This is a genomic window from Streptomyces sp. NPDC058291, from assembly GCF_042880855.1.
Lineage (GTDB): Bacteria > Actinomycetota > Actinomycetes > Streptomycetales > Streptomycetaceae > Streptomyces.
Map to the genome: position 1 here is coordinate 76,211 of NZ_JBHVYK010000011.1, position 13,185 is coordinate 89,395.

10 protein-coding genes and 2 pseudogenes are annotated in these 13,185 nt (G+C 68.9%); all 12 read right to left on the reverse strand.

All coding sequences use genetic code 11. The annotated features are described in order from the left end of the window. Positions 1-4: 4 nt before the first annotated feature. The 12 genes and pseudogenes from kdpB to ACFVYK_RS08350 all read right to left on the reverse strand — a co-directional run bounded on the left by kdpB (position 5) and on the right by ACFVYK_RS08350 (position 12,884). On the reverse strand, positions 5-2,131 hold the full coding sequence (gene kdpB / locus ACFVYK_RS08295; RefSeq protein ID WP_389770113.1) for a potassium-transporting ATPase subunit KdpB: 2,127 nt from the start codon (positions 2,129-2,131) through the stop codon (positions 5-7). Continuing rightward, positions 2,128-3,792 carry a potassium-transporting ATPase subunit KdpA gene (kdpA, locus tag ACFVYK_RS08300; protein ID WP_389770116.1) on the reverse strand — a complete coding sequence of 555 codons (1,665 nt, stop codon included), beginning with the start codon at positions 3,790-3,792 and terminating at the stop codon, positions 2,128-2,130. The genes kdpB and kdpA overlap by 4 nt, the downstream gene beginning before the upstream one ends. Before the next feature lie 7 nt (positions 3,793-3,799). Continuing rightward, positions 3,800-3,889, reverse strand: a complete 90-nt coding sequence (gene kdpF, locus ACFVYK_RS08305; RefSeq protein ID WP_389770119.1) for a K(+)-transporting ATPase subunit F — start codon at positions 3,887-3,889, stop codon at positions 3,800-3,802. A gap of 860 nt (positions 3,890-4,749) precedes the next feature. Next, a pseudogene (locus tag ACFVYK_RS08310) lies at positions 4,750-5,841 on the reverse strand (HTTM domain-containing protein); the annotation flags it as partial. Beyond that, positions 5,831-6,526: a DUF5819 family protein gene (locus ACFVYK_RS08315; protein WP_389770121.1), complete on the reverse strand. Its 696-nt coding sequence runs from the start codon at positions 6,524-6,526 to the stop codon at positions 5,831-5,833. The gene ACFVYK_RS08315 and the pseudogene ACFVYK_RS08310, both read right to left, overlap by 11 nt. Before the next feature lie 160 nt (positions 6,527-6,686). Further along, a complete protein-coding gene (locus ACFVYK_RS08320) occupies positions 6,687-8,096 on the reverse strand; it encodes an ice-binding family protein (RefSeq protein WP_389770124.1) in 1,410 nt (469 codons plus the stop codon). A 309-nt stretch (positions 8,097-8,405) separates the two neighbouring features. Further along, on the reverse strand, positions 8,406-9,089 hold the full coding sequence (locus ACFVYK_RS08325) for a hypothetical protein (RefSeq protein WP_389770127.1): 684 nt from the start codon (positions 9,087-9,089) through the stop codon (positions 8,406-8,408). After that, a complete protein-coding gene (locus tag ACFVYK_RS08330; RefSeq protein ID WP_389770129.1) occupies positions 9,086-9,454 on the reverse strand; it encodes an STAS domain-containing protein in 369 nt (122 codons plus the stop codon). Before ACFVYK_RS08330 ends, ACFVYK_RS08325 begins: the two co-directional genes overlap by 4 nt. A gap of 294 nt (positions 9,455-9,748) precedes the next feature. Beyond that, the gene (locus ACFVYK_RS08335; protein WP_389770236.1) at positions 9,749-10,177 is read right to left on the reverse strand and encodes a DUF5994 family protein; all 429 of its coding nucleotides are present in this window, start codon (positions 10,175-10,177) and stop codon (positions 9,749-9,751) included. A 73-nt stretch (positions 10,178-10,250) separates the two neighbouring features. Beyond that, a pseudogene (locus ACFVYK_RS08340) lies at positions 10,251-10,583 on the reverse strand (DUF5994 family protein); the annotation flags it as partial. Positions 10,584-10,938: 355 nt separating this feature from the next. Beyond that, positions 10,939-11,811, reverse strand: a complete 873-nt coding sequence (locus ACFVYK_RS08345) for a helix-turn-helix domain-containing protein (RefSeq protein WP_389770132.1) — start codon at positions 11,809-11,811, stop codon at positions 10,939-10,941. A 740-nt stretch (positions 11,812-12,551) separates the two neighbouring features. Next, a complete protein-coding gene (locus ACFVYK_RS08350; RefSeq protein WP_389770134.1) occupies positions 12,552-12,884 on the reverse strand; it encodes a MerR family transcriptional regulator in 333 nt (110 codons plus the stop codon). Between the last annotated feature and the right edge of the window lie 301 nt (positions 12,885-13,185).

Consider the following 13,185-nt stretch of genomic DNA (forward strand, 5'->3'; position numbering starts at 1 on the left):
GGGATCAGCCGATTCCGGGGATGAGGGAGATGAGCAGGTCGATGAGCTTGATGCCGACGAAGGGGGCTACCAGGCCGCCGACGCCGTAGATCGCGAGGTTGCGCCGCAGCATCTTGTCCGCGCTGACGGGCCGGTACTGCACGCCCTTCAGCGACAGCGGCACCAGCGCGATGATGATCAGCGCGTTGAAGACGACCGCGGACAGGATCGCGGAGTCCGGCGAGGCCAGGCCCATGATGTTGAGCTTGTCCAGGCCCGGGTAGACCGCCGCGAACAGCGCCGGGATGATCGCGAAGTACTTCGCGACGTCGTTGGCGATCGAGAAGGTCGTCAACGCGCCCCGGGTGATGAGCAGTTGCTTGCCGATCTCGACGACCTCGATCAGCTTGGTCGGGTTGGAGTCGAGGTCGACCATGTTGCCGGCCTCCTTGGCGGCCGACGTACCCGTGTTCATCGCGACGCCGACGTCCGCCTGGGCGAGGGCCGGGGCGTCGTTCGTGCCGTCGCCTGTCATCGCGACGAGCTTGCCGCCGGCCTGCTCCCGCTTGATGAGCGCCATCTTGTCCTCGGGGGTGGCCTCCGCGAGGAAGTCGTCGACGCCGGCCTCCTCGGCGATCGCCTTGGCCGTCAGCGGGTTGTCGCCCGTGATCATGATGGTCTTGATGCCCATGCGGCGCAGCTCGTCGAACCGCTCCCGCATCCCTTCCTTGACGACGTCCTTGAGGTGGATGACGCCCAACACCCTTGCGCCGTCGGTGTCCTCGACCGCCACGAGCAGCGGAGTGCCGCCCGCCTCGGAGATCCGGTCGGTGAGCGCGCATGCGTCCTCGGACACCTCGCCACCCTGCTCCCGGACCCAGGCGACGACCGAACCAGCCGCACCCTTGCGGATCTTCCTGCCGTCGACGTCCACACCCGACATCCGGGTCTGCGCGGTGAACGCGATCCACTCGGCGCCGGTGAGTTCGCCTTGGCGGCGCTCGCGCAGTCCGTGGTTCTCCTTCGCCAGGACGACGATGGAGCGGCCCTCGGGCGTCTCGTCGGCCAGCGACGACAGGTGGGCGGCGTCGGCGAGATCGGCCTCGGTCGTCCCGCTCAGCGGCACGAACTCGGACGCCTGACGGTTGCCGAGCGTGATGGTGCCGGTCTTGTCGAGCAGCAGGGTGGAGACGTCACCGGCGGCCTCGACCGCCCGCCCCGACATGGCGAGCACGTTGCGCTGGACCAGACGGTCCATGCCCGCGATACCGATCGCGGAGAGCAGCGCGCCGATGGTGGTGGGGATGAGGCAGACCAGCAGCGCGACCAGCACGACCATCGTGAGACGGGTGCCCGCGTAGTCCGCGAACGGCGGCAGGGTGGCCACCGCCAGCAGGAACACGATCGTCAGCGAGGCGAGCAGGATGTTCAGCGCGATCTCGTTCGGCGTCTTCTGCCGGGCCGCGCCCTCGACGAGGTTGATCATCCGGTCGATGAAGGTCTCGCCCGGCTTCGTCGTGATCTTGATGACGATCCGGTCGGACAGGACCTTCGTGCCGCCGGTCACCGCAGACCGGTCGCCGCCGGACTCCCGGATGACGGGCGCCGACTCGCCGGTGATCGCCGACTCGTCGACGCTCGCGACGCCCTCGACGACGTCACCGTCGCCGGGGATGATCTCGCCGGCCTCGCACACGACCAGGTCGCCGATCTTCAACTCGGTGCCGGGGACGCTCTCTTCGGAGTCCCCGACGAGCCGCCGGGCCACGGTGTCGGTCTTGGCCTTGCGCAGGGTGTCGGCCTGCGCCTTGCCACGGCCCTCGGCGACCGCCTCCGCCAGGTTGGCGAAGACCACCGTCAGCCACAGCCAGGCGCTGATGGTCCAGCCGAACCAGTCGCCGGGCTCCTTGACAGAGAAGACGGTGGTCAGCACCGAGCCGATCCACACCACGAACATCACGGGCGACTTGACCATCACCCGCGGGTCGAGCTTGCGGCAGGCGTCCGGCAGGGACGTCACCAGCTGCTTGGGGTCGAAGAGGCCCGCGCCGACGCGGCTGTCCTTGTGACCGGTCGGGACGTCCTCGTGTGGTGCCCGGGTCGGGGTGGCTGTGGACATCGAGTCCTCTTGCTTCTGCGTGTCGGTCGTCATGACGCCAGCCCCTCGGCGAGCGGACCCAGCGCGAGGGCCGGGAAATAGGTCAGACCGGTGATGATCAGGATCGCGCCCACCAACAGCCCGGTGAACAGGGGCTTCTCGGTGCGGAGCGTGCCAGCGGTGGCCGGCACCGGCTTCTGCTCGGCGAGCGAGCCCGCCAGCGCCAGCACGAACACCATCGGCAGGAAACGGCCCAGCACCATGGCCAGCCCCAGCGTGCTGTTGAACCACTGCGTGTCGGCGTTCAGACCGGCGAAGGCCGAACCGTTGTTGTTCGCGGCCGAGCTGTAGGCGTACAGGATCTCGGAGAATCCGTGTGCGCCGCTGTCGGTCATCGAGTGGCCCGGGGTGGGCAGGGCCATCGCGGCGGCGGTGAAGACGAGCACCAGCGCCGGGGTGATGAGGATGTAACAGGCCGCGAACTTGATCTCGCGGGTGCCGATCTTCTTGCCCAGGTACTCGGGGGTACGGCCGACCATGAGACCGGCGATGAACACCGCGATGATCGCCATGACCAGCATGCCGTAGAGACCGGAGCCGGTGCCGCCGGGCGCGATCTCGCCCAGCTGCATGCCGAGCATGGTGATGCCGCCGCCCAGGCCGGTGAAGGAGGAGTGGAAGGAGTCCACCGCGCCGGTCGAGGTGAGCGTGGTCGAGACCGCGAAGATCGACGAGGCGCCGACTCCGACGCGCTGCTCCTTGCCTTCCATCGCCCCGCCCGCGATGTCGAGCGCAGGGCCGTGGTGGGCGAACTCGGTCCACATCATCAGCGCGGTGAAGCCGACCCAGATGGTGGCCATGGTGGCGAGGATCGCGTAGCCCTGCTTGATGGAGCCGACCATGATGCCGAAGGTGCGGGTCAGCGCGAACGGGATGACCAGCAGCAGGAAGATCTCGAAGAGGTTCGTGAACGGGGTCGGGTTCTCGAAGGGGTGGGCGGAGTTGGCGTTGAAGTAGCCGCCGCCGTTGGTGCCGACCTCCTTGATGGCCTCCTGCGAGGCCACCGCGCCGCCGTTCCACTGCTGGTTGCCACCCAAGAACTGGCCGACCTCGTGGATGCCGGAGAAGTTCTGGACGGCGCCGCAGGCGACCAGGACGATCGCGGCGACGACGGAGAGCGGCAGCAGGATGCGGGTCACACCACGCACCAGGTCCGACCAGAAGTTGCCCAGCTCACCGGTACGCGAGCGCGCGAACCCTCGTACGAGCGCCACCGCCACCGCGATGCCGACGGCCGCCGAGACGAAGTTCTGCACCGCCAGACCCGCCGTCTGCACGACGTGGCCCATGGCCTGCTCGCCGTAGTACGACTGCCAGTCGGTGTTCGTGACGAAGGACGTGGCGGTGTTGAACGCCTGGTCCGGGTCGATCGCCTTGAAGCCGAGCGAGCCGGGCAGGTGGCCCTGGAGCCGCTGGAGCAGGTAGAGAAAGAGGACGCCCACTGCCGAGAAACCAAGGACACCGCGCAGGTACGCGGGCCAGCGCATCTCGGTGTCGGGGTTGGCGCCGATGCCCTTGTAGATCCACTCCTCCACCCGCCAGTGCTTCGTGGAGGAGTAGACCCTGGCCATGTAGGTGCCCAGAGGGACGTAGGCGAGTGCCAGCGCCGCTATGAGCGCGAGCAGCTGGAGCACGCCGGCGAGTACGGGACCCATCTGTTTCTCAGAACCTCTCTGGGAAGATCAGCGCGAGGACGAGATAACCCAGCAGGCCGACGGCCACGAGCAGGCCGACTACGTTTTCGACGGTCACAGCTTCGTCACCCCCTTGGCGACGAGGGCCACCAGCGCGAACACCGCGACCGTGGTGACGACGAAGGCCAGATCGGCCATCGCGAACTCCTGGTGAGGTTCGGGTGGAACGGACGATTAGAGGAAACCGCCCTTCTGACCGGACGCCGTGGTCGTTGACGCCTCTCTTACGGCCACCGCCGCACCGTTGACGGGACTCATACGCCGCCGGAGGCGAGGGTCACAGCAGCCGGAAGCGCAGGCGGCAGACAACGGCGTCGGTCTCCCGCTCAGTCCGCCGGTGCGGTCAAGCTGCTGAAGAACCACGGGATGGCCCAGCGCACCCGCGCCGCCGGTGAGCGCATGGACCGGGTCAGCCTGAACCCGGACAGCCGACAGCCGCAGAACTTCGACGCCGCCCTCCACCACGAACATGCCGCGCTGTTCCGAGAGGGCTTGGCGACAACAAAACGGCATCCATGCAGGTCAACGACCATGCGGCCGCCCAAGCGCCGTCGCTTCCCAAGCTGAGAGCGCGAGTTCGATTCTCGTCACCCGCTCCATGCAGAAGGCCCAGGTCGTCGACCCGGGCCTTTTCGCTGTGCTCGACGATCACTCGTCGCGTGCCGGATTCGTGCCAGAAGGCTCGCCCGACGCTCCCTTCGCTGCGGCGGCCCTCGCCTTCCGTACGGTGGCGTCGAGGCCGGCTGCGACTTCCTGCTGTCGGTCGTCGTCGGAGGGCTGGTGGATCAGCGCGGCCTTCTCGCAGGACTGGCCAGAGTGGCCTGCCGTGGACGCCGAGCCGCACGGGGACGCGGAGGCGGACGCGGTGTCCTTACGCCCTGCCGGGAGGACGACTCGGTGCTTCGTGCCGGGTGTGCCGCCCGGTCCGCCTTGCGCAGGCACGGCTCCGGGGCCCGCCGCCCGTGAGGGCGCCGGGCGACCGCTGTCCGTCCGCCGCAGCACGCGTCGGCAGAGGCGGGGCAGGAAGGCGTAGAAGCGGTCGGGAAGGAACACGGCGTCCGCGACGATCATCGCGCCGGAGAAGAGGGGCAGCCCCATCAGCACGGCGATGCCGGTGTGCATGCCCAACAGCATGGTCAGGACGGGATATTTGAGCCTGCCGAAGAGCACGAACGGGAAGGCCACCTGCAAGAGCACGGTCAGGTAGCCGGCGACGGCGACCAGGAGCGTGTGCTCGTCCACGAAGTGGGAGAGGGCGGGCCAGGGCCGGAAGAGTTCGAGGTTCAGCACGTAGTGGAGCGCGGTGCCGCCGCCCCAGGAAGCTCCCTGGACCTTGTACAGGCCGGCTGAACCGTAGAGAAAGCAGACCTGTGCCGCGATCAGGAACATGCCGCAGTTGTGCACCACCGTGATCAACGTGGTGCGGGCATCGTGGAGTCGCCACGCGAAGTGGCCCCTCGCCGAGGCAGGCGCGTCGGCCGCACGAATCATCGTCTTCAGCCGGTCTCTGCGCGCGTCCAGGGACCAGCGTCGGCCGCAGGCCGTGAGGACGAGGTAGAGGGACATCAGCAGGATCAGGTTGTCGCCCCCGTCCGTCATGAAGATCGCCCGGCTGTGGAACGAGGTCACCACGACGGCGAAGAGGACCGACAGGACACGAGTACGCCATCCCAGCAGGAACAGCGCGGCCGTGACCAGCGCCAGCACATAGCAGAGTTCGAAGTAGACGCGGCTGTCGGACAGGACCAGGATGCTGAACCAGCCCGTCTGCTGGAAGAGCTGGTGTGCCAGGGCGGGCGTCCACGGAGAACCGGGACCCCAGATCTCGTCACGGTGCGGGAACTCGCGCAGCAGAAAGACCAGATAGAGCAGTCCGTAGCCGATGCGCAGCACCGCCGCCCCGTACAGGGACAGCGGGCGGCCCGTCAGGAGGTCCCACACGGCGGTGATCCGCTCGGCGAGCCGCGGGACGACGCCGAGGGACGGGGCCGTCTGTGCCTCATTTTCCATGGCGGGTCACCTTCCACCAGGGCAGGAGCCGGCTCTCCACCGGCGTCGGCGGGCGATTGCCGGCGGCCGGTCCGGGCACGGGGATGGGGATGGGCAGCGTCACGACGCGGAGCTGAATGAAGTCGAAGGCGCCGTCCTGGCGTGTGGCGGCCCGGTCCGCGGCGATGTTGCTCAGGTACTTCTGCATCATCAGCGCGCGCTCCGTGCGCGCCTTGTCGTCTGCTCCGTGCGAGTCGACGTAGCCGGCCCAGGCACGACGCAGCATGTTCTGTGCGGTGTGGCTCGGGAACGGATGATGCTCGACCGCTGAACGGTCCACGGCGGTGAGGTCGAACCAGGGACTCACCTGAACCGATCCGTCGGAGCCGGTGTGCGCGGTTCTCGCCAGAATCTGCCGGTTGACGGATTCGGGATCCGGAGCGAAAAGCCGCCAATTCTGTTCGAAGAAGGGATACACCCACGCATTGATCAGCGGGCTGTAGCGTTTCGAGACGGTGTTGGCCGGCGCCACGTGGAGGAACACCAGAATCACGTGGATGCAACTCGCCGCCAGACACAATGCCACGGCGGTGTACAGCCCTGCTTTCAGTGCACGGGCGCTTATCGGCAGCCCGGGAGGAGCGGCCATGGCATCAGGGGATTCCTGCGTGGCCGGACCGGAGTCGGACTGCTGGATTTCCTCCACGTCCGCTGAGTCGATTCCGCTCGACACCGCCTACCTGTCTTTCTCTATCAGCTGTTCGCGCCTGGCTTCTCGCTGACTGCCACCGACGGCGCGCGGCGGACTCGATGAGAATTCCGCCGCGCGCCGTCATCCGGTGTGCGGACCGACCGCCGGTCGCTGCCTAGCCCTCGTAGCCCTTCGGCGCCCCGTCGTAGCCGTAGTTCTCGTCGGACTGCGGACCGTGGTCGTCCTTGCCGTGGTCGTCCTTGCCGTGGTCGTCCTGACCCTTGCCGTGGTCGTCCTTGCCGTAGTCGTCCTGACCCTTGCCGTGGTCCTCCTGGCCCTGGCCGTGGTCGTACTTGCCGTGGTCCTCCTGACCCTTGCCGTGGTCCTCCTGACCCTGGCCGTGGTCGTACTTGCCGTGGTCCTCCTGACCCTGACCGTGGTCCTCCTGGCCCTGACCGTGGTCGTACTTGCCGTGGTCGTGCTTGCCGGGGCCGCCCTCGTGGTTCGGTCCGCCCGGTGCATGGTCGTGCCCGCCGGCGCCCTGTCCGCCATTGGTGTTCCCGGCGGTGTTGCCCGCGGTGTTGCCGGTGTTCCCGGCGGTGTTGCCCGCGGTGTTTCCGGACGAGTTACCGGCGGTGTTCCCGGCTGTGTTGCCGGCCACGTTGCCCGAGGTGCCGCCGGTCCCGACGATCGGCCCGCCCAGGAGGCCGCCGCTGACGAGGCCACCGGTGACGAGGCCACCGCCGAGAAGGCCGCCGCTGGTGGACGGGGCGTTGGGCCCGGTCGTGGTACCGGTGGTCGTTCCCGCGGTGGTGCCGGTGGTCGTTCCCGTGGTGGTGCCGGTGGTGGTGCCGGTGGTCGTTCCCGTCGTCGTTCCGCCGGTGGTGGAGGTCGCACACCCGCCGAGGAAGATCCGGTTGTTGTCCAGCGTCACGGAGCCGTTGCGCGCCAGCGCCCGCCCCTCGATGTTCGTCCCCGTCGTCACGGTGATCGAGGTCAGAGCCATGATGGTGCCCACGAACGTGGACGTGGTGCCGAGGGTGGCGGAACTCCCGATCTGCCAGAACACGTTGCACGCCGAAGCCCCGTTGGTGAGGAGCACTCGGCTGGAGGTCGCCGTCGTCAGAGCTTCGGGGATCTGGAACACCCAGACGGCGTTCGGGTCGCCCGCGGCGTCCAGGGTCAGGTCACCGGTGAGTCCGACGCCGGAGACAGCGGTGTGGACGCCCGGAAGCAGTGTCTGTCCGTTGCCGATGGCTGCCGGAAGGGCGAAGTTGGTGGCCTGGCTGGCCGCGTTGTTGTACGCCGTGACCAGGTCGGCCTTGGCCTGCAGGGCGACCGCGTCCGCGGCGTGCACGGCGCCGAGTACCTGGCCGGGCGGGAATCCGGAGATGGCCGGGTTCGGGTGCGTGCCGAGGTCGTGGCTGATCACCGAGGGGCCGGTGTTGGTGACTCCCTGGCCCGACAGAACGGAGAAGCTCGCGGCCGTGGCCAGCGGCACCGGCGTGGCGATGGCGAGTGCCTGCGTTGGCGTCAGGACGACCAGCACGGCGGCGATGGTTGCGGCGAGGGCGGAAGCCAGCACGCCGGACAAGGTACGGCGGTCAGCCGCCTGAGGGATCTTCAGCTTCATCAAAAGGCCATTTCCTGTGGGGGCCGTGGCGTACCGGGCCCTGCCGATCACCCGGGATGCCATGTCGCTGCCGCCGCATATTACGCAGCAATATCCCTGCCTCGGCATGGACAGGCAGGGGAAAATTGACGCTCATTCAGACAGCGGACAGTGCTGTGTAAATAATGAGATTCGTCATTTCGACTACGCCTCGGTCTCGAACGGACGGCGCCCCGGGAACCAAATGCCCCACGCCAGGCGCCGCACGGCCGGTGTTTTCTCTCAGCCGGGCCGCTGGGTGCGGTTCTCGTGGGCGAGCCCGTCCGGGTGGGCGACCGTACGCGGCCCGAGCCCGAGGGGAAGGACGAGTGCTCGTAGCACCACGGGGTCCGACGGCCGGAGAGACCGCTGGTCGGACGGCCGACGAACCAGCCCGATGTCCTGCCAGCCCCACGACATGAAGGCGTCGCAGACCGCCGAGTCGGCTTGGTCCACCAACGTCGCCCCGAGCGAGGCGTGATGGTCAGCGAGCAGGCGTCGCTGAAGGCGACGGGCGAGGTCCTTGTCGTCCGTGTGGGGGTGAACGAGGGTCTCGGTGATCGCGAAGACGTGACCGGACGCCGTGAGCTGTTCGACGCTCCGCGGAAGGGGGCCGTCGAAACCTCGCCACCACGTCCCCTCGCGTCGTACCGGGAATCCGTAGACACACCCGGCGAAAGCGGTGCTCTCCGCGATCAGCAGGGCGAAGCCGGGCCGTCGGACGGCGCCGGTGAACCGCCGCAGGAACGCCTCCCGGCCCCGGTACCCCTCACCGGGGCGTGCCCGGGAGCACTCCACGTACAGATCGGCCAGGTCCTCCTTGAGGGTCTCGGCCTGCCAGCGGTTCAGCCGCCGCAGGCGTAGAGCGTCCGCGGTGGACGAGGTGTTTCCGTCCCCGTGCGGCTGCTGCCCGGGCGGGGGCGTCACAGCACACCGCCCGGGGCGACGGGAATCCGACCCGATCCCGCGCCGGCGGGTGACGAGTGGAGCAGGAATCCGGAGCCGGTGATCTCGATGACGCGGGCCATGCTCTGCGGCGGGTAGTGCAGTCGCAGTGTCCTGCCGGCCTCCGTGGCGAACCGGGACGCCAGCAGGAAGGCGTTGAGCCCGGCGGCGTCGCAGAAGGTGACTGCCGTGAGGTCGACGTCGATGCTGCGGACGCCCTCGCTCAGACACTCGGCCAGCGCCTGCCTCACCTGCGGAGCCGTGGTCAGATCGATCTCTCCCGCGAGGGTCACCAGGGCACGGGTGCCGCGTTCGTACCGGTAGACGTTCAGTTGTGGAAAGGCCATGGCTCCTCTGTCCGGACGCATGGGGACGCTGACGGGCGTGCGCGGTGACGGACGGGATGAATCTCCGGTCCGGCGAACCGAGTTCCTGTCTCGGTTCCTGAGCTCGGCGCCTGAGCTCGGTTCCTGAGCCCGGCACCTGAGCCCGGTTCCTGAACGGGGCTCGGCGCCTGAGCTCGGTTCCTGAGCCCGGCGCCTGAGCCCGGCACCTGAGCCCGGTTCCTGAACGGCGGTGTCGAACTCGCTGTCTGAACTCGGCCTCCGACACCGGAGGGGCGCGCCGTACGGTCCGGACTGCTACCAGTCGGGGGCACCGGGCAGTACGCGCGTCCGGTCGGTGGGGGTGAGGTCGCCGCCGGCGGAAATCCGTTCGGCCGAGGCGACGGTGTCGTCCCGTACGGCCAGGGCCATCGCGGCGCGAGGGGGCGAAGGGGCGGTCTGTGGACGGATCATCAGGAACACGCAGTGGCCCTGGTGACGCAGAGCGACGATCACGGTGTCGTCACCGACGGCCGACCGGTAGACGCGGACGGCACGACCGTCGACGACCAGACGGCCCGGCCTCTCGTCCCAGGCGCCCGTGTCGAGGCCGACACGGGCGAGCGAACCTGGCCGGGCGGCCAACGCGACGGGCGGGCCGAACAGTTGGCGGTCGAGGTCGCGGGACTGCGGCCACCACGTGCCGTCGAACGTCCCCGTGCGCTTGGGAGTCGTCTCCCTCCGCAGTGCCGCGGTACCGGGAGGCGGCCGAGGCGGGGTCCGTCCGAGGCGGGATCACCGGCAGGTTCCAGCGACCCGTGCGGTAGGAGAGCAGCAGCGGTTCGTGGGGATACTGCTCGGCCGGGAACCAGCCCGCCTTCACGACGTGTCCGGCGACGGGCACCTTGCGCGGCACGACCGGCCAGTGCGTGGGGTTCACCGTGACCCGGGTGATCCGGCCCCACAGCGGGTCCAGTACCGCTGCCAGGATCGGGAGTTCCACCCTGAGATCTCGGGATCGGGGCCACCACGCGCCGTCCAGCAGAGCCGGTGCGGCGCGGTCGGGAGCCAGCGACAGGCGGAGAGGGGAAGAAGTGGGGGGAGGACGGCGAGAACCGGTCTTCGAGTGTCGGCGAGAGGGAAATGGTCGCAGCCATGAAGCGGACCCTGCCCCCGGTCCGACCGCGGTCGGACCGGCCTATGCGATCGCCGAAAACGACACGGGCGTGGAAGCCCGTGCGCGAAATATCCTCGGTCCCTTTCAGCGTACGCCTCGGCCGAGGAATACGGCCCGTGCCGTCGGCTCGTACTCTTCGGTCGAGGAGTACGAGCCCGTGCCGTCGGCTCACGACCTTCCTAGGGCCCTCCGGCCGAAGGAGGTGAGGCCGTGGCGACCGTCGTCACCGCGGCACTGATCAACGCCGCGATCGCCAGGGGAATCGCAGCACCGCGGCGGACGCGCGCCCCACGGAGGGCGTTCGACAGGGGCCGGCTCCCGCGACCCGCACTCAGTGCGGGACCGCCGCGTCGATGTACGTCCTGGCGGTCCCGACGATGAAGTCGCGGCTGCTGTCCGGGGTGAGGGCCTGGGCCTGGAGGTGTTCGTACATCACGCTGTAGTGCTGCACGTCCGACGGCTTCTCCAGGTAGAGGTCGCTGGTGAACCGCTCCAGGTACACCACCCCTGCCTCCGGACCGTCGGCGAACCGCAGGAGGGAGAACTGTCCTGACAGGCCCGGGTGAGCGCCCACCCCGTAGGGAAGGACCTGCACCGTGATGTGCGGCTCGGCGCCGAGGGCGTTCAGGTGCTCCAGTTGTTCCCGCATGACGTCGGGGCCCCCGACGACGCGGTGCAGCGCCGATTCGTCGAGGACGACCCACAGGCGCAGCGGGCGGGCCGGGTCGTAGATCCGGTGCTGTCGGCGGAGCCGCACCTTGAGGTGCGCGGCGGCCTGTTCGACAGTGGGCGGAGGGATCGTTTCCCCAATGACAGCCTGGGCGTAGGCAGGGGTCTGCAGCAGCCCGGGGACCACCATCGGTGCGTAGGCGTGCAGGGAAGCGGCGTCTGTCTCCAGGCCGATGTAGACGCTGTCGGAGAGACCGCCGTAGGGGTGCCACCAGCCCCGCTGACCGGATTCCCTGGCCATCTCCATCAGGGAGTCGATGAGCTGCTGGTCCGTCACTTCGTAGATCGCGCACAGGTCGCGTACATCGCGGGGGCTGACGGCACGGTTGCCGTTCTCCAGATGGCTGATCTTGGGCTGGGAGACCATGAGCCGCTCGGCCACTTCTGTGCTCTTCAGCCCACGGGCCACGCGGAGCCGGCGAAGCTCCGCGCCGAGACGTCGTCTCCTGACAGTCGGATTGTTCTTCGCCGCCACGGGCGGTGTACCTCCGGATCCAAATGGCTGTGTCAGCACGCAGGTTGCCATGGCGCAACGCTGTTGATCACGCGCAATGCCGCCCTCGGCGCCGGCATCCGAAACGGACTCTTACCTTGGCAATTGCCTTGGAGCGGGGACGACGGCGACGGTGGCCGCACGCTGACCAGCCGACCGGGGGACGACGGCGACGGTGGCCGCACGCTGACCAGCCGACCGCAGGAAGGGTGTACCGAGCGGAGAAGGGTGTACCGAGCGGGGAAACGGCGAGTCGTGCGAAGCCGTCGGCCTGGAACCGGAACGAGGAGCCAGCGTGTGGTGCGCGGGGTCGTGATCCTGGCCCTTCTGGTGCTTCGCACGCTCGGCGCGGACCAGGTCGTCCAGGCCGGCCGCGAGGTCCCGCTGTCGTCCCGCGTCGGAGTGACCGCTCCTCGCGTCCGTGAAGTGGCCGTCGTCCACGGCGAGGGTTCCGCTTACGCCGCGCCACCCGCTCTCCGCCGGCGTACAGGGTGACGGGTGCGCGGTCGGCGCTGGCGGGTCTCGCACTTGGCCATCGGCTGAGCCCGACCCGTCGGTTAGGTCCCGGGTTGCTCCCGGGCCGCCCCCGGACAGAGTCGGGGATGCAGCTGCTCTCCAGAGCTGGACACCCCGGAAGCCGACCGCGCGTCCGAGACTCTAGCCGGGGCCACTGACAGTCGGCGTTGTGCCGACCGGCGTTCTCCGTCGCCGCCGGCCGGGCGTCAGGTGTCGGCGGGGTGCGGGGAGGCGGCGCGGTGGTGTTCGGCGTTGATGCGCTGGGCCTCCTCGAGTTGGTCCTCGAGGACGATGATGCGGCAGGCTGCTTCGACGGGCGTGCCCTGGTCGACGAGTTCGCGGGCGCGGGCGGCGATGCGCAGCTGGTAGCGGGAGTAGCGGCGATGTCCGCCCGCGGAGCGCAGCGGGGTGATGAGGCGGGCCTCACCGATGGCGCGCAGGAAGCCCTGGGTGGTGCCGAGCATCTCGGCGGCACGGCCCATGGTGAAGGCGGGGTAGTCGTCGTCGTCGAGGCGGCCGAAGGAATCGCCTGCTGTCATTGACACCTCTCTGTAGAACACGTCTGCACAACACGTGGAGGGGCCCTGGCGCCGTACGGCGCCAGGGGCCCAATGAACAGCTACCCCAACAGCCCGCCGCCATCTGGCCCCGCCTTGAGGGTCCGCCGACCCGGCCGTCTAGCTGCCGGGAATGCAGGGATCGCGGTTGCTTGACCGGAGACCACCTCACTATCGATGTCCTGCGGTACCCGGGTTCAAGGCTTCGGCCCGGGCGATCCTGATGGCGTTCGGCTCCTCCGTTCTTCCCTGGGCGATCAACTGCTTTTCCAACGGGGGACTG